Here is a 26,570-nt window from a genome sequence, read left to right as displayed (position 1 = left end):
GGTCAGTTGTCCTCTCGCTGTGCATCAGAAGGGGCAGCTGATGAGCTGACTGCGGCCTGAGGCATCGGCATCACTGTTTCCGGATGATTGAGGTCAAACGCTGGACGCTCAGAGCGGATGCGTGGGATCGACGTGAAGTTATGTCTCGGCGGCGGGCAACTCGTTGCCCATTCGAGCGACGCTCCGTAGCCCCAGGGGTCGTCGACCGTCACCTTGGGCGCGCGACGAGCTGTGATGTAGACATTGAGGAAAAATGGAATCATCGAAACTGCGAGAATCATCGCTCCGAGCGTCGACAGCTGGTTCATCCAGGTGAAGCCATCCTCTGGCGAGTACGTTGCATACCGTCGCGGCATGCCCATGACTCCGAGCCAGTGCTGCACGAGGAAAGTTGTGTGGAACCCGACGAACAGCAGCCAGAAGTGCCAGTAGCCGAGCCGCTCGTTCAGAAGCTTGCCCGTCCACTTCGGCCACCAGAAGTAGAAGCCCGAGAACATGGCAAACACGACAGTTCCGAAGACCACATAGTGGAAGTGCGCGACGACAAAATATGTGTCGGAAACGTGGAAGTCAAGCGGTGGCGAGGCAAGGATCACGCCAGTGAGACCACCGAATGTAAAGGTGATCAAGAAGCCGATCGCCCAGAGCATTGGCGTCTCAAACGTTATGGAGCCTCGCCACATCGTTCCGATCCAGTTGAAGATCTTCACTCCGGTTGGCACCGCGATCAGCATCGTCATCAGCGAGAAGAACGGTAGAAGCACCGACCCCGTGACGTACATATGGTGAGCCCACACGGTTACCGACAGTGCGGCAATCGAAATCGTCGCGTAGACAAGAGTCTTGTACCCGAAAATGGGCTTCCGGCTGAAGACAGGGAACACCTCTGACACGATGCCGAAGAACGGCAGCGCGATGATGTACACCTCCGGGTGTCCGAAGAACCAGAAGAGGTGCTGCCAGAGAATCACACCGCCATTTGCGGGATTGAAGATCTGCGCATCGAAGACGCGGTCTGCGGCGAGCCCGAACAACGCGGCCGCAAGAACGGGGAATGCCATCAGGATCAGGAGCGACGTGATGAGCGTGTTCCAGGTGAAGATCGCCATGCGGAACATGGTCATGCCCGGCGCGCGCATCGTCACGATGGTGGTGATGAAGTTCACCGCTCCGAGAATGGTTCCGAAACCGGACATACTCAGCCCAAGCGCCCAGAGGTTACCTCCGGCACCCGGCGAGAACGTCGTACTCGACAGTGGCGTATAGGCGAACCAGCCAAAGGAGGCCGCTCCCTGAGGGGTCAAGAACCCGGAAACCGCAATCAGGCTGCCGAAGAGGAAAAGCCAGAATGCGAAAGCGTTGAGGCGAGGGAACGCTACATCCGGCGCCCCGATTTGAAGCGGCATCAGGACGTTCGCAAAACCGGCAAAGAGCGGAGTCGCGAACATGAGAAGCATGATGGTTCCGTGCATGGTGAACAGCTGGTTGTACTGTTCCTTGGTCGGAACAAGTTCAAGTCCTGGCTCGAACAACTGCGCGCGGATGATCAGAGCCATCACGCCGCCAATGCAGAAGAACATGAACGATGCGATCAGGTACATGTACCCGATGGTCTTGTGGTCCGTCGAGGTGATCCACTTGACAAGAATATTGCCCTTGTGCTCAACCCGTGACTGGTTGACCACCTTTGCCTGCCCTTCGGGCAAGTCCGTTACAGTCGTCAACGGTCTACTCCCCCTCTTCCCTCTTGTCCACCGACGACTTCTCGTTGTCGGGCATGTTCTGGTTACGGTCGTACTCCGAGCCGTAGTCCCCGACCTGTCCCTGTGCTGCGAGATCGGCGAGGTGCGCATCGTATTCCGCCTGAGAGACGATCTTCACGTTGAACAGCATCAGCGAGTGGTACTCGCCACACAGCTCCGCGCATTTGCCTGCGTAGGTACCCTCACGCTGAGTCTCAAACGACATGTAGTTGGTCTTACCCGGGTACATGTCCTTCTTGTAGAGGAAGTCGATGACCCAGAACGAGTGAGCCACGTCGCGCGAGTTGAGCGCGATCTTTACCTTCGAGTCAACCGGAAGGTAGAGCGTCGGCAGCTTCTCCTGGTTGATCGTCCCGTTGTCGCCCTCGTCGGCCTGGACGCCGGCGCTCCAGACCTGGTTGCCGTCCACGGCATCGTCGTAAACGAAGTCCCACGCCCATTGCTTCGCATAGACCTCAACCACAACGTCGGCCTCGTCGTCGCTGTACTGCGTTTCAATGGCGGTTTGATCACGCGCGGTAAATGCAAACATTCCGATGACGAGGATCAGCGGCACGACCGTGTAGAAGATTTCGATCGGCATGTTGTAGCGAAGTTGCGGCGGAAGCCCCGTCTGTCCCTTGCGTCGCCGGTAGACGACGATCGCCCAGATGATGAGGCCCCACGTCAGCAGTCCGACGCCGAGAAGGACGATCCATGAGGATGTCCACAGCGTAGCTACTGTGTCGGCGTGGTTGGTCACAGCCTTCTCTCCCTCAATGAAGCCGGGGAGATAACCGTGAAGCTCTGCTTGCGTGCAACCTGCCAACATCACTGTGAGAGCGATGCCGATTGGCAGGGCAGCCCAGCGGAGTCGTCTATTCGAGCGCACCTGGGACCTTTCGAAGACACTGGTAATTCACAGCCCAGTCTAGCCCGATATTAAACGAGCCGCGTCACCACCGTCGGCTCGCGGCGCGCAAAAAATGATCGACTTCGGGCGCTCCATTGCAAAAGGGACGGGACAGACGTGATTTCCGCCTGCCCCGTCCCGGGAAATAATTGCTCAGATCAGCTGAAGCTGTCTCCGCAGGCGCAACTTCCCTCTGCGTTCGGGTTGTCGATTGTGAAGCCCTGCTTCTGAATGGTGTCTTCGAAGTCGATGACGGCGCCGTCCAGGTACGGCACGCTCATCTTGTCGACGATCACTTCAACGCCGCCGAAGTCGACGGTTTCATCGCCATCGAGCTGGCGCTCGTCGAAATAGAGCTGATAGATGAGTCCGGAGCATCCGCCAGGTTGAACTGCCACCCGCAGACGGAGGTCGTCTCGCCCCTCTTGCTCAAGAAGACTCTTCACCTTCGACGACGCCGTGTCGGTGAGTTCGACTCCGTGCGCCTTCGTCGGGTTCTGAGTGGTCAGTGTGTCGCTCATGACTCTCCTCGCGATGTATGTGCCCCGGGATGGGGATCTTCCGCCATGCTACTCGCCTTGTTCGTGAATATGTCGAGTCTCATGCATGCGATTCGTTCAGTTTCGACAGCAGGATAGCCTCGGTGACGATGGCGCGTCGAAATACTCCGAGATGCAACGATTCATTAGGGCTGTGGGCTCGAGTATCGGGATCCTCGACTCCGGTAATGAGTATCTCTGCGCCGGGAAATGCGGTGACAAGGTCCGCGACAAAGGGAATCGATCCCCCAATGCCTGTGCTCACCGGTTCTGTCCCCCACCCCTCGCGCATCGATTCGAGAGTCGCGGCCACAATCGGGCCTCGCGTGTCGACGAGAAACGGGCTTCCCGTGTCGACCTCGTCGATCGTGATCTCTGCACCGAACGGAACGTTCTCAGCCAGGTGAGCCTTCAGCGCCGCAAACGCTTCATCGGCCTTCTGGCCTGGTGCAATTCGCGCGCTCACGCGGGAATACACCTGCGGCAACAGCGTATTCGACGCGCTCCCCACATCTGGAACATCCATTCCCGTGACCGTGATCGCCGGTTTGTTCCAGAGTCGACTGAGAATGCTTCCCTCACCAATGGGAGCAACCGAGGGGCGAAGAGCAGCGTCGGTGCGAAGTTGAGCGTCGTCAAACTCCGGCGTCCCTGCGTCATGCTCCGTCAAGCCGGCGACCGCTACCGACCCGTCCTCGTGCCAGAGCGAGTTGAGAAGACGGATGCTCGCCATCATCGCGTCGGGAACGGCGCCGCCGAACATTCCTGAGTGTGACGCGTGATCAAGCGTGCGAACTCCCAAGCGAAACGTCACGTTACCTCGGAGACTGACCGTCAGGGCTGGTGTGTCAATGTCCCAATTATCCGAGTCGGCGACAACGATGGCATCGGCAGCGAGAGCGTCCCGGTATTGGTCAAGGAACGAGGCAAAGGAACGCGATCCGAACTCTTCTTCGCCCTCGATGAAGAGTGCGACACCGAGGTCGAAATCATTACCGTAGTGCGCAACGAATGATCGCAGCGCCGCGATGTGGGCCATCACGCCCGCTTTATCATCGGCTGCACCGCGCCCGAAGAGACGATCGCCCCTGACGACCGGCTCAAATGGTGCGGTATCCCAATCGTCGTCGCGTCCAGGTGGTTGAACATCGTGGTGTGCGTAAAGGAGGACGGTCGGCTTTCCGTTCTTCGCTTCACGGCGTGCAAGCACAGCGGGCTGGCCGAGCTCTCGGGACCCAGGCAGTGGCGCCCGGACGATCTCGACGCTGTCGAACACTGACGTCGAGCGCGCAAGGTCGGCGACTGCTTCAGCGCTGCGCTGCACGTGAGCTGGGTCGAACGCAGACCACGACACCGACGGAATACGCACGAGTGCGCTCAGGTCAGCGATGGTTTCAGGCAGTCTCTCAATGACGAGCCTGCTCAGATTGTCACCATTGGCTGGGACATGCTCATTGGAATCAGTCATGCAGGTAATCTTAAGAGCACGACGACGACCGAGGACTACGTGAGCAAGAATACTTCAGACGAAACACCACACACCGTTCAGAACGAGGATGCTGTCGCTGCCGATGGCAAAAAGGGCACTCCGACGCCCAAGCGCAGCAACCAGGTTGCTGCGAACAAGCGCCCCCTCGTACCGAACGACCGCAAAGAGGCGCGTAAGCGCGGCCGAGAGCAAATGGCCGTGCAGCGCGAACGTGCCCGTGTGGGCATGGCGAACGGCGAGGAACGCTACCTGCCCGAGCGAGACCGTGGTCCGCAGAAGCGCTTCATTCGTGACTGGATCGACTCGCGCACGAGTCTCAGCGAGTTCATGCTTCCGTTCATGTTTCTCGTGATCGTCGCCACATTCATCCCTTTCCCGCAGATTCAGGTGTACGGGATGTTTGCCCTGTGGGTGTTTTTCTTCATCATGGTGATCGAATGCGTTCTTGCGGGGCTCCGCATTCGCAAGAACCTTCGCGAGAAGTTCGGTGAATCACGAGTCGAACGCGGGGTGCGGTGGTATGCCGCGATGCGCATGATCCAGATGCGCAAACTTCGTCTGCCAAAACCTCAGGTAGCGCGCGGCGAGCAGCCCAGCTGAGCCGTTCAGCCCTGCCGAAGGAGGGCTGCCAACTCACGGTTGATGCGGTGGGCCCAGAACGGCCCCTCGTAGATGAAGCCGCTGTAGCCCTGAACGAGCGTCGCACCAGCCGCGCAGCGTTCTGCGACGTCGTTGCCGTTTTCGACGCCGCCAACGGAGATCACGCACATCTCGGCGGGAACCGCCGCTCTGATGAGGTGGAGCACCTCAAGCGAACGCGTCGCAAGCGGGGCGCCCGAGAGTCCGCCGGCCCCAGCGTTCTCGATGACCGACGATTCGGTCGCAAGCCCGTCACGTGACAGCGTCGTGTTCGTGGCGACGATTCCGGCGAGCCCAACGCGAACGACAAGCTCACAGATCTGTGTCACGTCATCGTCTGTAAGATCTGGCGCGATCTTGACGAGCAAAGGAGTGTCACCGGATTCCTCGTTGAGTCGCTTGAGAAGCGGCTCGAGAAGGTCGATTTCTTGGAGCCCGCGTAGCCCCGGTGTGTTCGGCGAGGAAACGTTCACCACGAGATAGTCCGCCAGTCGCGCGACCATGCGACAGCTGGCCACATAGTCCTCAGTGGCGTCAGCAACGTCGACGACGCGACTCTTGCCGATGTTGACACCGATGACCGGGCGCGCACGTCGCCGATGTGCCCGCACGAGCCGTGGCGCGGCATCCGCTGCTCCCGCGTTATTGAATCCCATTCGGTTGACGATCGCACGGTCGGGTATGAGACGAAACAATCGCGGACGTGGATTACCCGGTTGCGGTCGTGCCGTCACGGTTCCTACCTCGACGTGACCGAAACCGAGCTGACCGAGGCCAGCGATCGCCTCGGCGTTCTTGTCGAATCCCGCGGCCACACCGAACGGTGACGAGAACGTTCGCCCGAGCGTCGTCACCTGCAGAGACGGGTCTGGTCGGGTGAAACGCGCTACCAGCGCACCGAGGCCTATCCGCGGCAAGAGTCGGATCGCCAAAAACGCTAAGTAGTGTGCATCTTCCGGATCGAGCTTCGATAGAAACGCCGTAAACAGAAAACGATACACTCAGGCATCCTCTCGAAATCGGGACCGCGCAGTCTGTTGTGCCGTCACAGAGCTTCTCTGTCTGAATCGGCTGTCGTTGAGGCCTCGTGCTCGCGCCGTAGCGCAGCAATCGAATCTTCAAAGTCGTCAAGCGAGTCAAACGCCTGATACACGCTCGCGAACCGGAGGTAGGCAACCTCGTCAAGCTCACGAAGCGGCGTGAGAATCGCCAATCCGATGTCGTTTGCCTCGATCTGGGATGTTCCGGTCTGACGGATCGCCTCCTCGACGCGCTGCGCCAGCACAGCGAGATCGGAGTCGGTGACAGGCCTGCCTTGACAAGCTTTGCGGACACCAGCGACGACCTTGTCTCTGCTAAACGACTCGACTACGCCGCTGCGCTTGATCACGTTGAGACTCGACGTTTCCGTCGTGCTGAAGCGGCGTCCGCATTCGGGGCACTGGCGGCGCCGACGAATGGAGAGGCCGTCATCACTGGTACGCGAATCAATGACGCGCGAATCGGGGTGGCGGCAGAACGGACAGTGCATAGTCTTCCCAACTCCCTATCGGGGTCAGCTCACTCCTCGAAGCGCTGTGTGACAGCTTCGCCGTGAGCAGGCAGGCGCTCGGAGTTTGCCAGATCGACAATCGGCCGCGCGACGACATCGAGCGCAGCCTTATCGTATTCGATGATCTGCTGCGGTCGAAGGAACGTGTACGCGCCGAGTCCCGAAGAGAACCTCGATTGTCCGCCCGTTGGCAGCACGTGATTGGAGCCCGCCATATAGTCGCCAAGGCTCACCGGGGTGAACGGTCCGATAAAGATCGCGCCAGCCGATGTGATGTGCTCGAGTGTGCCGTGCGGATCGTGGGTGTGAATTTCAAGATGCTCCGGGCCGTAGGCGTTGCTCAGCTCGGCCGCTGTCACGATATCGGAGACGAGAACGACCGCCGATTGGGGGCCTTCCAAAGCTGTGCGCGCCCGTTCGGCGTTTGCCGTGAGCGACACGAGGGCGTCGAGGTGCGCGGCCACCTCGTGAGCGAGACGTGGCGAATCCGTCACAAGAATGGATGCCGCTGCCTCATCGTGCTCCGCCTGGCTCAGGAGATCAGCGGCGACGAAGCGGGCGTTCGCCGTGCCGTCCGCGATGATCAGGATCTCCGTCGTTCCTGCCTCAGCATCAATACCGACCTGTCCGCGAACAAGTCGTTTTGCAGCAGCGACGTAAATATTTCCCGGTCCCGTAACTACGTCAACCGGCGCAAGGCCGAGATCGGGAACACCATACGCGAACGCGCCGATGGCACCTGCTCCGCCCATGGCGTACACCTCAGTGATACCCAGCAGACCGGCGGCCGCAAGAATAGTGGGGTGCACTCCCCCATCGAACTCGCGCTGGGCTGGTGATGCGAGTGCTATTGATCGCACACCCGCTACCTGCGCCGGCACAGCATTCATGATGACGCTCGATGGGTAAACCGCCTTACCTCCGGGCACGTAAAGCCCGACGCGGTCGACCGGTTGCCACCGCTGAACGATGGACGCGCCATGCCCGATCTCTGTGTGACGTTGCGGTGGCACCTGAGCCGTTGTCGCACGTCGCACTCGCTCGATGGCCTGAGTCAGCGCGTCGCGAACAGAAGCGTCAAGGTTGTGCACTGCCCTATCAATGGCGTGGATATCGACGCGCACCGATGCGGGACGCACATGATCGAGCCGCTCGGCCTGATCGAGGAGAGCCGCCGTGCCCGACTCCCTGACGTCGTCGATCAACGTCTGAGCTGCCTCGCTGGCGACAGTGACATCAACATTCGGACGCGGGAGCACGCTGACGAGCTCAGTTCGACTGAGGTCTTGAGAACGCAGATCTATAGTGTGGAGCATATCCCGTTCATCTTATCGGTCGAGCGTTGATCAGCCTCGCGTCAGCCCCTCGACATCGTTCAAGACGCCGACACGTCCGTCATCATGGCGAATGACGAGCGCCGCCCCACGATCTTCCACGGCGAGAGCCCATGCGTCAGGACCGATCTCGAAGATGGGAGCGCCGCTGGCCTCGTCGACGATCGGGCGTGGGTGTGGCGACCAGACCCAGAACGGCGATGAGATCTGATTGTCAGAGCCGTTGACATGCGCAGACGCGCTAATGGGCTCGGCCTCGGATGCGGGCTCCGGCTCCGGCTCCGGCTCCGGCTCCGGCTCCGGCTCCGGAGTCGATTCAACCTGGTTGTCCGTGCCAGCCATAACCGACGATGTCGACACATCATCGCTCGTCGTCTCAGCGGGCTCGCTGACCGCCGGTTCCGCTGGCCGGATTTGAGTGCTTTCCGTCACCGGCTCCGACCGAGTCGCCGGTTGCGATGGTGCGGTTTCGGGTTCTGTCGGGCGGGCAAACGAGCTCGTACCCTGCGGTGCTCCGTACGGTGTCGGCGCAAACGATGTATTGGGCGGGGCCTGTTGTCCCGCAGGCGCGTAGGGCTGGCCAGGCTGCCCATAGCCGTTCGGGGCGCTCTGCGGCACGGGCGGCCCATACCCGGGAATGGGAGCAGGTCGAGGCGCACGCACGATCGGTTGAGCGGGTCGTGCAGTGATGTGAGCTTCCGCACTCTCACGTCCACGAAAGTCCGCGGCGAAAGGCGGAATGAACGTGGCAAATGTCGTCACGGCCACGAGGACAAGCGAGAGAAGAATGCCGAGCAGAGGCCCGAAGCTCAGCGACACTGAGTAAAATCCCGCATCACCGAGGGATGCTCCGATCGACAGCACGAGAGCCACGACGCCGAGATACGTGGATGCTGCGACAATCGCGATCACCGAGGCGAACTGATCCGCTGAAAGAGAACCGACGCGCAGTTTCACCGTGGGAGCGAGACGTCGGATGAGCACGAGCACGGCTGCAGCGATCGGAAGCAGAGCCCCCGAAACCGCGAGCGGCCACATCAAACTCCATAGGCTCGTCCCTCCCCCGATGTCGTCCGACATAACTGGGAGGAAGGTGCAGACCAGCAGAAGAAACGCTGAAATGAAGATGATGAGCTCGCGCAGCGTGAACGGCCCGACAACGATGCTCTCCTGTGGCGACCGTTGAGGCTGAGCGCCAGGATATCCATTAGGCGCCTGGTAGCCCTGGGGCCGTTGCGGTGATCCGTATTGAGCGGGTGGAACGGGTGCCCCCTGGTGGGGTGCGCCGGCTGGGTTCTGAGGCACGTTCCAGCCAGAAGGAGGCTGCGGGTTCGTCATAGCGTATTTCTCCACATCATCGTTTTGAACGGCGCGGCAATCCTAGCCGAGACAATTCGGCCCGAGAAGCGATTTGAGTTCGCCGAACAGGTCGGCCGTTACCGTGACCGGAAACGGCACCTCAAAAACTCGGGCAACGTCCCCACGAAGAAGCCGAACGCGCACTTCGTTGTCACCCCGGTGTCGTCCGAGGATCTCAGCAAGTTCTGTGACCGCTTCTTCCGTCGCTCGATGCTCCGGCACGTTGAGCAACAGTGGACCAGACGGTCCATCTTGCTGTAGATCGGGAGCGAAGATCGAGTAGGCGTGAAGATTCATTCCGTCGTCTCGCATGCTGACACGCCCTCGCACGACCACAATCGTGTCGGCCTGCAGGGCATGCTGATACTCCTGGTACCCCTTGCCCATGAACATCACGGTCATCTCGGCTCCGAAGTCCTCCACCGTGATCATGCCGTACGGATTGCCCGATGTCTTCGCTACGCGATGCTGCACGCTGGTCACGAGACCAGCGATCGTCACGGTATCGCCATCTTGCGTGTGCTCCGACGTTGTCAAGTCGGTGATGGAAGTGCTGGCGAGTTTGGCGAGCTGCACTTCAAGGCCGGCGAGGGGGTGATCCGAGACGTACAGCCCGAGCATTTCGCGCTCGAAGGCGAGTTTGTCTTTCTTCGACCACTCCGGTCTGTCGGGAACCTGAGTCTCCACGGTCTCGCCGACCTCCGCAAAGAGACTGTCAAAGTCGAAGCCCACTTGCCCCGTCGCTTCCATGCGCTTGTCGCGCACAGCAGATTCCACGGCATCCTCGTGTATCTCGACGAGTGCGCGGCGCGTCGCGCCCATCTCGTCGAAGGCACCCGCCTTGATCAGTGATTCAACCGTCCGCTTGTTCGTCACATGCGCGGGAACTTTCCGGAGAAAGTCGTGAAAGTTCTCAAAGCGTCCGTCTTTCTCGCGCGCCGCGACGATACCGTCGACGACGTTGCCGCCCACATTGCGCACGGCACCGAGACCGAAGCGAATATCTTCCCCAACGGCTGCGAAGAAGTTGATCGACTCATCAACATCGGGGGGAAGAACCTGAATTCCCATACGCCGGCACTCGTTCAAATACATCGCCAGTTTGTCGCGCGAATCGCCGACGCTCGTGAGCAGCGCAGCCATGTACTCGGCCGGGTAGTGGGCTTTCAGATACGCCGTCCAGTAAGCGATGACGCCGTACGCTGCGGAGTGCGCCTTATTGAAGGCGTAGTCAGAGAACGGAAGCAGAATGTCCCACAGCGCTTTGATCGCAGCATCCGAATAGCCGCGTTCCTTCATGCCTCCGCTAAAGCCGACATACTGTTTGTCGAGTTCTGACTTCTTCTTTTTCCCCATCGCTCGCCGCAAGATGTCTGCTTGGCCGAGCGAGAACCCGGCGACTTTCTGCGCGATGGCCATGACCTGCTCTTGGTAGATGATCAGACCGTATGTAGTGTCGAGAATATCGGCGAGTGGCTCGGCGAGCTCGGGGTGGATCGGTGTGATTTTCTGCAAGCCGTTCTTGCGCAATGCATAGTTCGTGTGCGAGTCGGCACCCATCGGACCGGGACGGTACAGCGCGATCACAGCCGAAACGTCTTCGAAGTTGTCGGGCTTCATCAAGCGCAGAAGACTGCGCATGGGCCCGCCATCAAGCTGGAACACACCAAGGGTGTCGCCCCGGGCGAGAAGATCGTACGACGGACGGTCGTCCAGGTCGAGCGTCTCGAGGTCAAGAGTCTCCTGGCGGTTCATCGTGATATTTGCGAGTGCATCCGAGATCACCGTGAGGTTGCGAAGACCAAGAAAGTCCATCTTGATCAGGCCAAGGCTCTCGCAAGCCGGGTAGTCGAACTGCGTGACAATTTGGCCGTCTTGTTCGCGCTTCATGACGGGGATGATGTCAAGGAGCGGATCGCTCGACATAATCACGCCCGCCGCGTGAACGCCCCACTGACGCTTCAGATTCTCGATGCCGAGTGCTGTATCGAAAACGGTCTTGGCGTCGGGGTCGGTCTCGACGACAGAACGAATATCGGATGCCTCGCGATAACGCGGATGCTCCTTGTCGAAGATTCCCGTAAGCGGAATGTCTTTGCCCATAACAGGCGGCGGCATTGCCTTTGTAAGCTTCTCACCCATTCCGAAAGGAAAACCAAGCACCCGAGAGGAGTCCTTGAGCGCTTGCTTCGCTTTGATCGTTCCGAAGGTGACAATCTGCGACACACGCTCGTCTCCGTATTTCTCGGTGACGTACTTGATCACCTCGCCGCGGCGACGATCATCGAAGTCGACGTCGAAGTCGGGCATGGACACGCGGTCGGGGTTGAGGAAGCGCTCGAAGATCAGCCCATGCTCGAGCGGGTCGAGGTCGGTGATGCGCATTGCATACGCCGCCATCGAGCCGGCGCCAGACCCGCGACCGGGGCCGACGCGGATGCCATTGTCTTTCGACCAGTTGATGAAGTCGGCGACCACAAGGAAGTAGCCCGGAAAGCCCATCTGGGAGATGATCCCGATTTCGTAGTCAGCGCGCTCCCGCACGGACTCAGGGACTCCGCTCGGGTACCGGTAGTCAAGGCCCTTCTCGATTTCTTTGACGAACCACGTCTGCTCGGTCTCACCCTCGGGAACGGGGAAGCGCGGCATGTAGTTCGCCGTCGTATCGAAATCGACAGCGCAACGCTCAGCGATCTCAAGTGTGTTGTCACAGGCATCCGGATGGTCCCGAAAGAGCAGGCGCATCTCTTCCGCCGATTTCAGGTAAAACTCGTCGGCGTCGAACTTAAATCGGTTGGGGTCGTCGAGTGTTGCTCCCGACTGCACGCACAGCAGAGCCGAGTGGCTCTTCGCGTCTGACGCGTGCGTGTAATGCAGGTCATTCGTCGCGACGAGCTTCAGACCGAGGTCTTTCGCGAGGTCGAGCAGCTCGGACGCGACACGCTTCTCGATACCGATGCCGTGATCCATCAGCTCGCAGTAGTAATTCTCGTGCCCGAAGATATCGCGGAAGTCGGCGGCGGCTTCTCGAGCCTCTTTGTACTGCCCCAGCCGCAATCGCGTCTGCACCTCGCCGCTGGGGCATCCGGTTGTGGCGATGATCCCCTTCGAGTACTGCGACAGCGTTTCGCGGTCCATGCGCGGCTTGAAATAGTAGCCCTCGATCGAGGCACGGGACGACAGCCGGAAGAGGTTGTGCATTCCCTCGGTCGTCTCGGCGAGCATTGTCATGTGCGTGTAAGCGCCCGACCCAGAGACATCGTCTCTGCCGCCATCACCCCAGCGCACACGCGTGCGGTCGCTGCGATGCGTTCCGGGCGTGATGTACGCCTCAGTGCCGATGATCGGTTTGATGCCCGCAGACGTCGCGGCACTCCAAAAATCGAATGCGCCGAACATATTTCCGTGGTCGGTTACAGCCAGAGCCGGCATCTCTTGTTCGGCAGCGGCCTTGACCACTTCATTGATGCGAGCGGCCCCATCGAGCATGGAAAACTCGCTATGTACGTGTAGATGGACGAACGAGTCAGTTGAGGACACCATTACTCCGAGCGACGACGACGATATGCTTCCAGACTAATCCCGGCCGAGGACATCGAGCGCATGCTGCAAGTCGGGCGCGTAGTCGGCCGAGTACGTAACCCACTCCCCTGTCGCGGGGTGCGAGAAAGAGAGCTGCACCGCTTGCAGCCATTGCCGGGTGAGGCCGAGCCTCTCAGCCAGTCGCGGATCTGAGCCGTAGAGAGGATCCCCGACACAAGGATGCTTCATCGCAGCCATGTGTACCCGAATCTGATGCGTGCGTCCCGTCTCGAGACGCACCTCGAGCAGGCTGGCGTAGGGAAACGCCTCACGTGTCGAATAGTGCGTGATCGACGGTTTGCCGCCAGCCGTGACGGCAAACTTCCAGTCGTGCTTTGGATGTCGGCCGATGGGCGCCTCGATAGTTCCGGTGAATGGGTCGGGATGTCCTTGCACGACGGCGTTGTAGATCTTCTCGACTTCTCGGTCATGAAAAGCGCGTTTGAGTGCTGTGTATGCGCGTTCGGTTTTCGCCACAACCATCAGTCCGCTTGTTCCGACGTCGAGGCGGTGCACGATACCCGCTCGTTCTGTTTGCCCGGACGTCGCGATCGTGTAGCCGGCCGCCGCGAGTGCCCCGAGCACTGTCGGACCGGTCCACCCCACAGAGGGGTGCGCGGCGACGCCCGTCGGCTTGTTCACAACAACGATGTCGTCGTCATCGTGCACAATTGCAAGATCATCAACGGCGATCGCCTCAATCACGGGCTCGTGGCGGGGTGTCCACGACACAGTCAGCCAGGCCTCAGCGGCAAGTCGATCGGACTTCTGCAGCACTCGCCCGTCGAGTTCCACTCCGCCCGCGTCGATGACGTCAGCGGCAAAGGAACGCGAAAAGCCGAGAAGCTTCGCGATGCCAGCATCCGCTCTCGTCCCTACAAGGCCGTCGGGAACCGGCAGGCTCCGCGACTCCATCAGCTGCCCTTCTGCGGGCTCGAGTTCTCGTCTTCGACATCGCTGGATGCTGCGACGTCTGGGGCTGTGCCTTCGCTGGCGAGGCCGCCCTCGCCTTCGGTCGCTTCCGTATCGGACGTTTCCGACTCGGCCTTCAGTTTGGTCGCGCGGCGGCCGTCAAGGCCAACTCCGAGAACAGTGAGGAGAATGAACAGCGCCATCGCCACGCAAATACCGATGTCCGCAACGTTATAAATTGCCGGGATCATCCATGGTGTGGAGATGAAGTCGACGACATGGCCAAGACCAAATGATGGCTCGCGAAAATACCGGTCGAGAAGATTGCCGAGAACACCGCCCAGCAGAAGCCCAATCACAAGACCCCAACGAACAGAACGGATGCGGCGTGCCATCACGATGATCGCAATGACCACTCCGGTGGCGAGAAGCGAAAAGATCCACGTCGCGCCGGAAGCAAAGGAGAAGGCCGCACCGGAGTTGCGCACGAAGACGAACTGAAGAACGTCGCCGAATACGGCGACGCGTTCATTCTCATGCAGGTTGGTGACAACGAGGTATTTGGTGAACTGGTCAAAGCCCACCCACAGCACAGCCACGGTCACAAGCACGCTGAGCGCGCGGACCATGGCTGTGCGAGAAGGTGATTCGGGCAAGACCTAGTGGCTCGTCGACTCGGAGAGCTTTGACGAGTCGTTTGACGGGCTTGCCTTGTCGAGATCCTTGAGGTGACCCTCGATGTAGCTGCGCAGGTTCTGGCGGTATTCGCTCTCGAACTGACGAAGCTCGTCGATCTTCTTCTCGAGACCGGACTTGGCAGTCTCGAGCTTCGACAACTCTTCGCGCTGCTTCGCCTCAGCCTCGGCAACGACGCGAGCGGCCGTGGCGTGGCCCTCTGCAATGAGCTGGTCGCGCTTTTCTGATCCCTCACGCACGTGCTCGTCGTGCAGACGACGGGCAAGCACAAGGAGGCTGTTCGAGCTTTCGGAGTCGCCGTCCGTCGACTCGGCGGTCGCCTGCGCCGGCGTCTCTGACTCTGCGGTCTTCGCTGCTGGTGCTGCGGGCACAGGGGTCGCGACGGGTGCAGCCTCTGCGGGCTGCTTCGCGACGAACCCCGTCGAAGAATCGCTCTGGCTGGACGAGCTCGAGCTTGAATCAGCCTTCGAGGCCTGCTCCTTGAGATCTTGATTCTCCTGGATCAGGCGGCGCAGCTCGACAACGACCTCGTCAAGGAAATCGTCGACCTCGTCCTGGTCGTACCCCTCGCGAAACTTTGTCTGCTGAAACTGCTTATTGACTACGTCTTCCGGAGTGAGCGCCATGGCTAACCACCTTCATGTGTTCTGTGTTCATGTATAGCGTGCCCACGTTAGCAAACACAACGGCAAATTGCCGGGACGCACGACGCGTGACGCTTGTCCCAGATTACAGCCACAATCGCTGTATCAATGGACACTCTATTCGGAGAGTCTGAAAGTCGGCTCGTCTACAGGAATCCGACGATGAACATCGCCACGATCACGCAGAGCATTGTGATGGTCCACCCGAAGTCGAGGGCAACGGCTCCCACGCGAAGCGGAGGCAGCACTCGTCGGAAGAAGTTCACGGGCGGATCTGTGAGCGAATACACGACCTCGGCGGCGACGAGCCCCGCCCCTCGAGGTCGCCACGCGCGATTGAACGTGCGCATGAGGTCAAGTATGAAGCGACCCCACATCACGAAAAAGTACAGGAGCAGCACCAGATAAAGGATGCTGCCGATCAGAGAAATGACGGAACTCACCCGTCAATTATTGCTGAGCAAAGAAGGTGGCGTCTGACTCGGTCTTCTGATCGCTTTCGCCCGAGATGGAAACGTGCGACGGCGAGAGAAGGAAGACCTTCGATGTCACGCGCTCGATCTTGCCGTAAAGTCCCTGCGAGAGCCCGCTTGCGAAGTCGATGAGCCGACGAGCATCGCCGTCGCTCATCTGAGACAAGTTGATGATCACGGGGATGCCCTCGCGGAAGCTTTCAGCAATTGACTGTGCGTCTCGGTACTGCTTCGGGTGAACCGTCAGAATTTCGCTGAGCTCAGAGGGAGCCGCCTGCTTCACTGCTGCGGGGCGACGCAAAGGCGTCACCGGCGCGGCGCGGTGCGGTGTCGAGGGCTGCGCCGAAGCCGTGGCCTGCGCAGACTGTGCGGGAGCGTTCTGCTGCGACTGAGCCTGCTCCTCGTACTCAAGCTCTTCGTCAGCGAGCCCGAGGTACATCATGGTCTTCTTCAGGGGGTTCGACATCGCTTCCTCCGATTGTGGTTCGTCTCTTCTGAGGTTAATGGTCAAGGTGCCGGTTTTCGATGATTGAACCGGGCAATTCGTGAGCGTGTCGCAGAAACACACATGCGCCCGAATCCGCGATGCGGATCCGGGCGCATGCTCGGAGGGTGCTGACGACTACTTGAGGAAATCGGGAATGTCGAGTTCGTCTTCGTCTGAGAACGACGCATCCGCTGACGTGGTTGCCGGAATGTGCTGCGGAGCACGCGGTGGCGTCCATGGTTTGCGCTCGGGCTCAGGCTCTGGAGCCGCATCGGCCGACAGTGCATTGTCGGCATCGTCTGCGTCGGACTCTGCGGTCGACGACATGACGCCGCCTGTCGTAATGACGGCATCCTTCATCGGTTCGACCTGACGGGCGGGAGGCTCCCCTCCGTCGAACCCGGCGGCAATCACCGTGACGCGTACCTCGTCGCCGAGCGTGTCGTCGATAACCGCACCGAAGATGATGTTGGCTTCAGGGTGCACCGCCTCCTGCACGAGCCGGGCCGCATCATTAATCTCGAAGATTCCGAGATTCGATCCACCTTGAATAGAGAGCAACACGCCGTGTGCCCCTTCGATGCTCGCCTCGAGAAGCGGGCTTGCGACGGCGAGTTCTGCCGCCTTGATCGACCGATCGGCACCGCGGGACGAGCCGATGCCCATGAGAGCTGACCCTGCACCCTGCATCACTGACTTGACGTCGGCGAAGTCGAGATTGATGAGCCCTGGCGTCGTGATCAGGTCGGTGATTCCCTGCACACCGGCGAGGAGCACTTGGTCTGCCGTCGAGAACGCTTCGAGCATGCTGATTCCGCGGTCGCTGATCTCAAGAAGCCGGTCGTTCGGCACCACGATGAGTGTGTCGACCTCTTCTTTCAGCGAGGCTACGCCGAGCTCTGCCTGCTGCTGACGACGGCGCCCTTCAAAGCCAAATGGCTTCGTGACGACACCGATCGTGAGTGCGCCGATCGACTTCGCGATGCGCGCAACGACGGGAGCTCCACCGGTTCCGGTGCCGCCGCCCTCGCCCGCGGTCACAAAGACCATGTCGGCGCCCGCAAGCGCCTCCTCGATCTCTTCAGCGTGATCTTCGGCTGCGCGACGACCAACCTCGGGATCGGCGCCCGCGCCGAGCCCTCGAGTGATCTCGCGTCCCACGTCGAGCTTGACGTCCGCGTCGCTCATGAGCAGCGCTTGTGCATCAGTGTTAATGGCGATGAATTCAACGCCTCGCAGCCCGAGTTCGATCATCCGGTTGACGGCATTGACGCCGCCGCCCCCGATGCCGACCACCTTGATCACTGCGAGGTAGTTCTGGTTTGTAGTCACGTCCGGCCTCCGATGAGAACTTTCAACCTCTAGTTAAGGGTTAAAGTTATGCTCAGTATGCATTTCCTGAGTTTCACGTTATGCGCGCACGGTCAGCATCCTCCGCTGACACGCGGGCGTGTCGCAGAGCCGACGTCCGAATTCAGGAAATCCGAAGATCAGCGTGGTTTGACAACGACGTTCTCAGCGCTCGACACGTCATACAGCGAGACATTGTCTGGAGGGTATGCGCTCATGAGCTCTGTGAGAGCTCGGGCTTTCAACGCGGAGTCCTCGGCGCTTCCCCAACGTACTTCCGCTCCGCTGTCGGCAAAAACGAGAACGACGTCATCCCGAGTGGTTGCTGACACGGTGTCGACTGCCGCGCGAACCTCGTCTGGCAGCGCACGCAGCACGGCAACTGCCGCTTGGAAACCACGGCTTTCAGGGTCTGCATCCGTGTCAATGATCGGAAAGCCATCGATCCGCTTCTCCGATGTACGAAGCGTCACACCGGCAGCATCGACGAGCGCAAACCCCGTGCCCGAGTCCACGAGGCCGAGTGGCTCTCGCTCGACGAGCCGAACAATGAGGGTTGACGGGGGCACTGCTTCGACCGTATAGCTCTGGATCAACGGATACTTCACGAGCGAGGCCTTGATCGCTCGCTGGTCGACGAGAGGAAGCGGGGTGCCGATCTGAGATTGGAGGTCAGTGACGATGCCGTCGCTGTTCACGAGCGTCGCACCCTCGACGGTAATCGTGCGCACCGCCATAACCGGCGAATACGCCGTGGCCACGGCGCCAATGGCGACTACGAGTATTGCGCAGAGAGAAATCCACGTGTTTCTGCGACGGCGTCGCTGCCTCGCGGTAAACCGACGAACCTCGGACCGCTCGACGCGCTTTCTTTCACGTACGGCTTTCCGAAGCGACCATGTGCCGCGAGTTCCGGCGTCCACGGCATCCGTTCCGGCGGCATTGTCATGTGCGGACTCGGCGACCGCGCCGTCTGCGTCGGCAGGCTCGGCGTCTCGCCCCCGAAAACGGCCGAGGAACGATACCGGTGCCGGTTCGTCTTCGGCTGGAGTTTTCTCCTCGTCCGGCCTCTGCGGAGGAGTGAACCCGCCCGGTCGTTTCACGCGTCCTGCCCGCGCACGCGTTTGAGAGACGACAGCAGCTGCGGAATGATCAGGTAGACGTCACCGCAGCCGAGTGTGACGACGAAGTCGCCGTCTCTGGCGATCTCTGCTGTGCGCTCGGCCGCTCGACTCCAGTCGGGAACGTAGTCAACGTGCGACGGGTCGTGAAAGCGTTCAGACACGAGTGCCCCAGTCACGCCGGGGATCGGATCTTCCCGAGCGCCGCACACGTCAAGAACGATCGTGTGATCGGCATAGGTCTCGAGTGTCTCAGCGAACTCGCCGGCAAAAGCTTGCGTACGGCTGTAAAGATGCGGTTGGTGCACCGCGATGATCCGTCCGTCGCCGACGACGCTGCGAGCCGCTGTGAGCGCCGCCGCGACCTCAGTTGGGTGGTGGGCGTAGTCGTCGTACACGCTGATGCCGCCGACGACCTGGTGAAGCTCAAATCGGCGTTTCGTGCCGCCAAACCCGCTCACGGCGTCGATGACGCTAGCCGGGTCCCACCCGAGCCCTGCGAGAACAGCGAATGCGCCCGCCGCGTTGATCGCGTTGTGGAGGCCGGGAACGGATAAGGATGCCGGGTAGCGAACACCCCTGTACTCGATTGTGAACGTCAATGGGCCGTTCTCGCTGACCTCCGTGACGCGAACGTCTGCCTGCGGCGACTGTCCGAACGTGACGACGTTGTGGTGCGAGAGTCGTGATCGAACATCACGCGCACCTGCGTCATCTGCCGAGATGACGACGACCTCGCTTGCTCTGTCGGCAAATTCGACGAACGCGGAAACGAAATTTTCGAGCGACCCATAGTGATCGAGGTGGTCGGGATCAACGTTGGTGATCAGCGCGACAGCCGTGTTGTAGAACAGGAACGAACCGTCGGATTCGTCAGCTTCCACGACGAAGAGGTTGTCCCGTCCTGGTGCCGAGCTGACCCCGAGGGACTCGATGACGCCACCATTGACAAAGCTGGGATCTGCTCCGAGACCCAGAAGTCCTGTCACGATCATGCCCGTGGATGTGGTCTTGCCGTGGGCGCCGGCGACAGAGACGAGCCGCGAGTCGGCGACGAGCCACGCAAGAGCCTGCGAACGGTGCAGAACCGGAATCCCTCGCTCGTGGGCAGCAACGAGCTCCGGATTCTCTGGCCAGAGCGCACTCGTCACCACGACGGCGTCGACTGCGCCGAGGTGCGTCGCGTCGTGCCCGATGTGTACGGTGGCGCCGAGCGCGCGCAATTGCTCGACATTAGTGGATTCGCCGCGATCGGACCCTGAGACGGCACTCCCCCGGGCTAGAAACAACCGCGCTATCCCGCTCATCCCTGACCCTCCAATGCCCACGAAGTGAACGGACCGGATGTTCTCGGGTACGGGTGCGGTGAGATCTGGCTTGATCACTGTAAGTCTTTCGCAGTCTGGTGAAGGCGGGGTCAGTTATCGAGGGCGTCGTCGATGAGCTGAAGCATACGCTGTGAGCCTTCACGCGAGCCGATGTGCCGGCTCTGCACGGCCATGTCGTGAAGTCGCACACGATCGTTCAGCAGCGGGATCAATGTGTCGTCGATCCACGATGGAACGAAGAGGGCATCGGCGATGAGCAGCGCACCATTTGCTCCAACGACATCCGCGGCGTTGAGCCTCTGCTCTCCATTACCGACAGGGTACGGAACGTACACGGCAGGCACGCCGACAGCAGTGAGTTCAGAAACCGTTGCTGCGCCAGCGCGAGACACCGCGAAATCGGCGACGGCGAGTGCCAGATCCATGCGATCGCAGTACCGCATCATGTGATAGTGCTCGATGCCCGGATCAGTGACGTCCGCTTTGCCACCGACGAGATGAATAATCTGCCAGCCTGTGCCGATGATCTTCGCTGCTGTGTCGATGACCGTCGAGTTCAATCGACGAGCCCCTTGGGAACCTCCCGTGACTAGGAGGGTTCTTCGATCGGGATCGAGTCCGAAACGAGTCAGTCCCTCACGACGCGCCACGTCGATGTCGATTCTTTCGATCTCTGAACGCAACGGCATCCCGACAAAGCGAGCATGCTTCAGGCGAGTTCCGTGAAAGGCGACTCCGACGAATGTCGTATAGCGAATTCCCAGCCGGTTCGCGAGCCCTGGCCGCGCGTTCGCCTCGTGGATGACGAGCGGCACTTTCGCCTTCTTGGACGCGACATAGGCGGGCGTGGACGCGTACCCGCCGAAACCGACAACGACATCGATCGACCGTTCGGCGATCAGCCGAGCGGTTTGTTGACGTGCACGCCGGAATAGCCCCGGAAAGCGGAAGGCCGCGCCGTTGATGCGACGTGGGAATGGCACCTTCGGGATGGTGACGAGTTCGTAGCCTCTCTCGGGGACCAGCCGCGCCTCGAGCCCTTCTTGTGTGCCCAGCACGACGACCTCGGCGTCGGGCTCGCGCTCGCGGATCGCGTCTGCGGTCGCGAGAAGCGGGTTCACGTGCCCGGCAGTCCCACCCCCGGCCAGGAGATATCGAGTCATTGTCTCGCCTTCGTGCGAGCCAGGCTCGCATCGTCATGGCGTGCGCATGAGAGCACAACGCCGATCGCCATCATTCCCGTGAGTAGGGCGGTACCTCCTGCCGAGATGAACGGCAGTGGGACTCCAAGCACGGGGAACACCCGAAGCACGACTCCGATATTCACGAAGGCCTGCCCGATGATCCAAACCATTACTGTACCCGTCGCAATGCGGGTAAATGGGTCACTGGCCGACCGCATGATGCGGAGAAACACAATCGCCATCACGACGAAGAGCGCGAGCAGCACAACGCACCCGATGAGTCCGAGCTCCTCACCGATGATCGCAAAGATGTAGTCGTTGGATGCTGCAGGAAGCCACGCCCACTTTTCGTGCGAATTGCCGAGACCTCGACCGAAGATTGCGCCACCGGCCAATGCCCACGTGCCGTGCAGTGGCTGCCAGCACAAACCCTCGTAGTCCAGGCACTGCGCATCGAGAAACGATGTAATACGCCGCATCCGGTTCTCGCTTGTCAGCGCCATGACGGCCAGCAGAGCCACGCCGCCGATCACCGGAACCGCGAGGTAGCGAAGCTTCACGTTCGCGAAGAACAGCGCACCCAGCACAATGCCTGCCATAATGCTCACCGTGCCGAGGTCATGACCGAGCAGCACAAGGCCGATTGCGGCGCCCGCAACAGGGAGCACGGGAATCAGCACGTGGTACCACTTGCCGAGAAGCGGCTGCTTACGTGTGAGAACCGCTGCAAGCCAGATGACTAGGGCGACCTTCACCAACTCAGACGGCTGGCCGCTGACGGGTCCGATAGCGATCCAGTTTCGGTTACCACCATCTTCAATGCCCAGGGGAGTGAAGACGAGCATCTGAAGGATGAGGGCAAAGATCATGGCGGGCCATGCCCAGGTCTTCCAAAACGAAATCGGAAACCTGCTCATGATGAGCATGAGTGGAACGCCGATAGCCGCGTACGTCGCCTGCTTCCAGAATCCGCCGAAGAAACCTTGCGAGTCAAGGTACGAATCAATCGTCGACGACGATGCGACCATGATCAGGCCGAAGACGACGAGAAAAAGAGTCACTCCAAGCAGAAGCACGAAGTTCGACGGGACGGCTTTATCGATCTTGCCCAGCGAAATACGTGCGGAAGTGAAGCCCCTTCGCTCAGCTCTCGGTTCGGTGAGGCTCCTCTGATTGGTCATCGGCCCCACCTCCCTGAATCTCGTTGACGGCCTGCGCGAAGTACGTGCCGCGCTGGTCATAACCCGTGAACTGGTCGAGCGAAGCTGCCGCCGGAGCTAACAGCACGACATCACCCGGTTCAGCCATTCCGAGCGCAGCGTGCACGGCGCGCGTCATGACAGTTTCAGTTTCGGCCGGGTCAACGTCAATTACCGGAATGTCGGGCGCGTGTCGCTGCAATGCAGAGGTAACGGCCTGCTGCTCGGTTCCGATGATCACCGCTCCCCGCAGCCGCGAGGCGTGTCGTGCAATGAGCGGCCCGATATCGACGCCCTTCAGGAGACCGCCCAGAACCCAGACGACGGACTCGAACGCGGTGAGCGAGGCGTCTGCCGCATGCGGGTTTGTTGCCTTCGAGTCGTTGATCCAGCGGATGCCGTCGTGATCGAGCACCAGCTGAATCCGATGCGGATCAAGTGAGAAGCCACGAAGCGCTTGCTTGATCGTCTCAGGCGGAACGCCATACGCTCGAGCGAGAGCGGATGCCGCAAGGATGTTCGCAACCACGTGTGGTGCGGCGAGACCCTGTGCGTGCAACTCGTCGAGAGTGATGATCTCGAGTGCCGAGCTTCGGCGATCATCGAGAAACGCCCTGTCACACAGGATGCCGTCGACGACGCCGAGGTCGCTGGGGCCGGGGATGCCGAGATCGAAGCCGATCGCGCGTGCGCCCTCGACCACCTCGGCATTCTCGACCATCGTCCGAGTGGCAGCATCCGCCTTGTTATAGACACACGCGACACGAGTATTCTCGTACACGCGCGCCTTTGCATCACGATAGGCGTCGAACGTGCCGTGCCACTCAAGATGATCATTCGCGATATTCAGGCACACAGCTGAATGCGGTGACACCGCGGCATTCGTCGATGCAAGATAGTGAAGCTGGTGGCTCGAGAGCTCGACGACGAAAACATCAAACCCCTGGGGATCGCGCACGGCATCGAGCACAGGAACACCAATATTGCCGCACGGTGCGACCCTGTGACCGGCAGCGGCAATAATCGAGGCCGTGAGCTGCACGGTCGTCGTCTTGCCGTTCGTTCCTGTGACGAGCATCCACTCGGCAGGCGTCCCGACCTTGTCGCGGACACGCCAGGCAAGTTCGATATCGCCCCACAACGGAATCATCTGAGCCGTGGCCCACTCGATCATCGGATGATGTGGCGAGAAGCCCGGGGAGGCGACGATCAGCTCGGGATCGTGCTCGATCACCTCAGTCGGCGGGTGCCGCAGGTCGCCCGTGAACAATGTAGCGCCGATCACAGAGACAAGCCTTGTGTATTCATCAGACGCGCTCTCGGCGACGACGAGGACGTCGGCGCCCAGCTCGGTGAGTGTGTCTGCGACCGAGAACCCCGTCGCCCCGAGACCGAGAATGACGACGCGGAGTCCGCTCCAATCAGCGTGCCAGCTCGTCAGACCGACAAGGCGGTCCGGAACTGCATGCCTCGGAGTCATCGAGTGATCCACTCGATGTAGAAGGTGCCGACGCCGGCCGCGACGAGTAGACCACCGATAATCCAGAACCGGACGACAACGGTGATCTCGGCCCACCCCTTGAGCTCGAAGTGGTGGTGAATCGGACTCATCAAAAAGATGCGCTTGCCGTGCGTGAGTTTGAAGTACATGCGCTGAACGATGACCGAGCCTGCTTCGATCACGAACAGTCCGCCGATGAACACGAGGAGGATTTCGGTGTGGGTGAGGATCGCGAGAGCTGCGACGGCACCGCCGAGGGCGAGCGATCCGGTGTCACCGAGGAAGATCTGCGCGGGTGTCGTGTTCCACCAGAGAAATCCGATCAGCGAGCCGACGATTGCCGCCGCGACGATGGCAAGACCCAGCGGATCGACGACGTCGTAGCACTTGTACACGAGATCACCCTGCAGCGCCGTGCTGAAACAAGACTGGTTGTATTGCCAGAACCCGATGATGACGTAGGAGCCGATAGCGAAGATGCTGGCCCCGGTCGCGAGCCCATCGAGGCCGTCTGTGACGTTGACGCCATTCGACGTGGCAGTGACGATAAACGAGATCCAGACAAAGTAGAGAATGAATCCGATGATGGTTCCGGCAAGCCCCCACTGAGTGAGTGCGAGGAAATCGATATTGAGGTCCCTGATGAAAGACACCGCGGTGGAACCCGGAGTTACCCCCTGACTATTCGGGAAACCGATAGCCAGAACCGCGAAGACGGCGGCAACAATTACCTGGCCGACGATCTTCTCCCAGCCGCCGAGGCCCAGACTCTGCTGCTTGCGCGTCTTCAGAAAGTCGTCGACGAAGCCGACGACGCCGAGTCCGACCATCATGAACAGAACAAGGAGTGCCGAAACGCTGATGCGGTCGCCCGTAATCAGCATCGCCGTGAAGTACCCGAAGAAAACGCCGACGATGACGACGATGCCGCCCATCGTGGCGGTGCCCTTCTTCGAATGATGCGACTGCGGGCCGTCATCGCGAATGAACTGTCCCCACCCGAGTGCTCGGAACAGGCGGATGAAGAGCGGAGTCATGAAGAGCGAGAACGCCCCCGAGAGGGCTCCGGCCGTGAGTAGTGCGATCACGAGAACAATTCTCCCAACCGGTCGCCGAGAAAACGCAGACCAACAGAGTTCGATGATTTCACGAGCACGGTGTCTCCGGCCCGAAGCTCATCCGCAAGGTACTCATACGCTTCATCGGCCGTCTGCATAAATGTTGATTCGCCGTCCCACGAGCCCTCGTTGATTGCGGAGATGTGCAACCGTCTGGCTTCGGGGCCGACGACAACGAGTTGGTCGATTCCCAGGCGCACAGCCATCAGACCGATGCGATCATGCTCGTCTCCGGTGAACTCCCCGAGCTCACTCATCGCGCCAAGAACCGCGACCGTTCTCTGCTGCCGCGGGGTGATGAGCGCGAGGGTCTTCAGCGCGGCCGCCATCGAATCGGGGCTCGCGTTGTATGCGTCATTGATGATCGTGATTTTGTCTCGGCCGCCCATGACTTCCATGCGCCAGCGCTCAGCGCGCGTCACAGATTCAAGCCGGCGTACGGCGGTCTCGAGCGGTACACACAGCTCGCGCGCAACCGCCAACGCGGCGAGGGCGTTCCAGACATGATGCTCACCGAGCACCTTGAACGAGACGGGGATGCTGTCGCCATCGGAGGTCGTCAGAGTGAACTGGGTTCCGGCCGCCGTGACGTTGATGTCGGCGGCACGCACATCGGCTTCGTTGTGCTCGCCGAACCACACGACGCGAGCGGGCGTCTGTGAAGCCATCGCCACGACCCGGGGGTCGTCCCTGTTGAGAATCGCCACTCCGTCAGCGGATAGCGCCGCGACGAGCTCGGTCTTCGCGGCTGCCGTCTGCTCGATCCCGCCGAACCCTCCCGCATGGGCCATTCCCACTTTAAGTTCGACACCGATGTCGGGCTGCGCGATCGCGGCAAGATGCGCGATGTGTCCGGGCCCGGACGCTCCCATTTCAGAAATCAGATACCGCGTCGACTCGGTGACCCGAAGCATCGTCGTCGGCGCGCCGACTGTGTTGTTGAACGAGTTGCGGGGCGTCACCGTCTCAGCATCCGGAGAAAGGATCGCGCCCAGCAGGTTCTTCGTTGTTGTCTTGCCGTTTGACCCGGTGATGCCGATGACCGTCAGTGTTCCCTGAGCTTTGACACGCCGCACAACTTCCGCGGCGAGAGCGGCCAGTGCATCGACGGCATCGTCCACGATGATCTGAGGAATCGCCACATCAACGCGGTGCTCCACAATCGCAAGCGCGGCGCCGTTCTGCAGCGCTGCACCGACGAAGTGGTGCCCATCGGTAACGTCGCCGGGCTTCGCCACGAAGATGCCGCTCGTCTCGATCTCACGGGAATCCGTCTCGACATGCCCAGAGACGGCCGTGAGCTCGGTGGCATCCGTGCCCGCCGTGTCATATCGCCCCGATACGGCTGTGGCGATCTCGCCGATGGTGAGTGTGATCACCGGTGCATTGTCTCCTTCGTGTGTGGCCT

General features: G+C 60.6%; 23 protein-coding genes. 1 reads left to right on the top strand and 22 read right to left on the bottom strand.

Translation table 11 applies throughout. The annotated features are described in order from the left end of the window. Positions 1-2 precede the first annotated feature (2 nt). The 4 genes from ctaD to HCR76_RS07620 form a co-directional block, all read right to left on the bottom strand. Positions 3-1,724: an aa3-type cytochrome oxidase subunit I gene (ctaD, locus tag HCR76_RS07635; protein ID WP_198248231.1), complete on the bottom strand. Its 1,722-nt coding sequence runs from the start codon at positions 1,722-1,724 to the stop codon at positions 3-5. Between the two features lie 4 nt (positions 1,725-1,728). Then, positions 1,729-2,634 (bottom strand): aa3-type cytochrome oxidase subunit II, encoded by a 906-nt coding sequence (gene ctaC / locus HCR76_RS07630; protein ID WP_166989697.1) that lies wholly within the window; start codon positions 2,632-2,634, stop codon positions 1,729-1,731. A 179-nt stretch (positions 2,635-2,813) separates the two neighbouring features. Then, entirely contained in the window at positions 2,814-3,176 is a 363-nt protein-coding gene (gene erpA / locus HCR76_RS07625; protein ID WP_166989695.1) for an iron-sulfur cluster insertion protein ErpA, read from the bottom strand. 79 nt (positions 3,177-3,255) lie between these two features. Continuing rightward, the gene (locus tag HCR76_RS07620; RefSeq protein WP_166989693.1) at positions 3,256-4,662 is read right to left on the bottom strand and encodes a dipeptidase; all 1,407 of its coding nucleotides are present in this window, start codon (positions 4,660-4,662) and stop codon (positions 3,256-3,258) included. A gap of 39 nt (positions 4,663-4,701) precedes the next feature. On the opposite strand from HCR76_RS07620, the gene HCR76_RS07615 reads away from it, so the two are divergent. Further along, on the top strand, positions 4,702-5,283 hold the full coding sequence (locus HCR76_RS07615; protein WP_244971518.1) for a DUF3043 domain-containing protein: 582 nt from the start codon (positions 4,702-4,704) through the stop codon (positions 5,281-5,283). Between the two features lie 5 nt (positions 5,284-5,288). Here HCR76_RS07615 and HCR76_RS07610 read toward each other — a convergent pair whose 3' ends face one another. From HCR76_RS07610 to HCR76_RS07525, 18 genes are all read right to left on the bottom strand, one after another. Beyond that, positions 5,289-6,323, bottom strand: coding sequence for a quinone-dependent dihydroorotate dehydrogenase (locus tag HCR76_RS07610; RefSeq protein WP_166989690.1), 1,035 nt, complete (start codon positions 6,321-6,323; stop codon positions 5,289-5,291). Positions 6,324-6,367: 44 nt separating this feature from the next. After that, positions 6,368-6,853: a transcriptional regulator NrdR gene (gene nrdR, locus HCR76_RS07605; protein ID WP_166989688.1), complete on the bottom strand. Its 486-nt coding sequence runs from the start codon at positions 6,851-6,853 to the stop codon at positions 6,368-6,370. A gap of 29 nt (positions 6,854-6,882) precedes the next feature. Continuing rightward, a complete protein-coding gene (hisD, locus tag HCR76_RS07600; RefSeq protein ID WP_166989686.1) occupies positions 6,883-8,190 on the bottom strand; it encodes a histidinol dehydrogenase in 1,308 nt (435 codons plus the stop codon). A 30-nt stretch (positions 8,191-8,220) separates the two neighbouring features. After that, positions 8,221-9,546 carry a hypothetical protein gene (locus HCR76_RS07595; protein ID WP_166989684.1) on the bottom strand — a complete coding sequence of 442 codons (1,326 nt, stop codon included), beginning with the start codon at positions 9,544-9,546 and terminating at the stop codon, positions 8,221-8,223. A gap of 42 nt (positions 9,547-9,588) precedes the next feature. After that, positions 9,589-13,110, bottom strand: coding sequence for a DNA polymerase III subunit alpha (dnaE, locus tag HCR76_RS07590; RefSeq protein ID WP_166989682.1), 3,522 nt, complete (start codon positions 13,108-13,110; stop codon positions 9,589-9,591). 33 nt (positions 13,111-13,143) lie between these two features. Then, on the bottom strand, positions 13,144-14,064 hold the full coding sequence (locus tag HCR76_RS07585) for an RluA family pseudouridine synthase (protein WP_166989680.1): 921 nt from the start codon (positions 14,062-14,064) through the stop codon (positions 13,144-13,146). Then, on the bottom strand, positions 14,064-14,717 hold the full coding sequence (gene lspA / locus HCR76_RS07580; RefSeq protein ID WP_235934043.1) for a signal peptidase II: 654 nt from the start codon (positions 14,715-14,717) through the stop codon (positions 14,064-14,066). The genes HCR76_RS07585 and lspA overlap by 1 nt, the downstream gene beginning before the upstream one ends. A gap of 3 nt (positions 14,718-14,720) precedes the next feature. Beyond that, on the bottom strand, positions 14,721-15,383 hold the full coding sequence (locus tag HCR76_RS07575) for a DivIVA domain-containing protein (protein ID WP_166989678.1): 663 nt from the start codon (positions 15,381-15,383) through the stop codon (positions 14,721-14,723). Between the two features lie 164 nt (positions 15,384-15,547). Beyond that, positions 15,548-15,844: a YggT family protein gene (locus tag HCR76_RS07570; protein WP_268920977.1), complete on the bottom strand. Its 297-nt coding sequence runs from the start codon at positions 15,842-15,844 to the stop codon at positions 15,548-15,550. Between the two features lie 7 nt (positions 15,845-15,851). Continuing rightward, positions 15,852-16,340, bottom strand: coding sequence for a cell division protein SepF (locus HCR76_RS07565; protein ID WP_166989676.1), 489 nt, complete (start codon positions 16,338-16,340; stop codon positions 15,852-15,854). Positions 16,341-16,496: 156 nt separating this feature from the next. After that, entirely contained in the window at positions 16,497-17,693 is a 1,197-nt protein-coding gene (ftsZ, locus tag HCR76_RS07560; protein ID WP_166989674.1) for a cell division protein FtsZ, read from the bottom strand. A gap of 158 nt (positions 17,694-17,851) precedes the next feature. Beyond that, complete coding sequence (locus HCR76_RS07555; RefSeq protein ID WP_166989672.1) at positions 17,852-18,814, bottom strand: cell division protein FtsQ/DivIB; 963 nt, start codon at positions 18,812-18,814, stop codon at positions 17,852-17,854. Continuing rightward, positions 18,811-20,217, bottom strand: a complete 1,407-nt coding sequence (gene murC, locus HCR76_RS07550; protein WP_166989670.1) for a UDP-N-acetylmuramate--L-alanine ligase — start codon at positions 20,215-20,217, stop codon at positions 18,811-18,813. Before murC ends, HCR76_RS07555 begins: the two co-directional genes overlap by 4 nt. A gap of 32 nt (positions 20,218-20,249) precedes the next feature. After that, positions 20,250-21,323: a UDP-N-acetylglucosamine--N-acetylmuramyl-(pentapeptide) pyrophosphoryl-undecaprenol N-acetylglucosamine transferase gene (locus HCR76_RS07545; RefSeq protein ID WP_166989668.1), complete on the bottom strand. Its 1,074-nt coding sequence runs from the start codon at positions 21,321-21,323 to the stop codon at positions 20,250-20,252. Continuing rightward, a complete protein-coding gene (ftsW, locus tag HCR76_RS07540) occupies positions 21,320-22,525 on the bottom strand; it encodes a putative lipid II flippase FtsW (RefSeq protein WP_235934042.1) in 1,206 nt (401 codons plus the stop codon). Before ftsW ends, HCR76_RS07545 begins: the two co-directional genes overlap by 4 nt. Next, a complete protein-coding gene (gene murD / locus HCR76_RS07535) occupies positions 22,488-24,023 on the bottom strand; it encodes a UDP-N-acetylmuramoyl-L-alanine--D-glutamate ligase (RefSeq protein WP_166989665.1) in 1,536 nt (511 codons plus the stop codon). Before murD ends, ftsW begins: the two co-directional genes overlap by 38 nt. Continuing rightward, on the bottom strand, positions 24,020-25,132 hold the full coding sequence (mraY, locus tag HCR76_RS07530) for a phospho-N-acetylmuramoyl-pentapeptide-transferase (RefSeq protein WP_166989663.1): 1,113 nt from the start codon (positions 25,130-25,132) through the stop codon (positions 24,020-24,022). Before mraY ends, murD begins: the two co-directional genes overlap by 4 nt. After that, positions 25,129-26,541: a UDP-N-acetylmuramoyl-tripeptide--D-alanyl-D-alanine ligase gene (locus tag HCR76_RS07525; RefSeq protein ID WP_166989660.1), complete on the bottom strand. Its 1,413-nt coding sequence runs from the start codon at positions 26,539-26,541 to the stop codon at positions 25,129-25,131. Before HCR76_RS07525 ends, mraY begins: the two co-directional genes overlap by 4 nt. Positions 26,542-26,570 lie beyond the last annotated feature (29 nt).

It is taken from the genome of Paramicrobacterium chengjingii (assembly GCF_011751765.2).
GTDB lineage: Bacteria > Actinomycetota > Actinomycetes > Actinomycetales > Microbacteriaceae > Paramicrobacterium > Paramicrobacterium chengjingii.
Note: the sequence above shows the minus strand (reverse complement) of the source record. Positions and strands in the feature narration are given on the sequence as shown.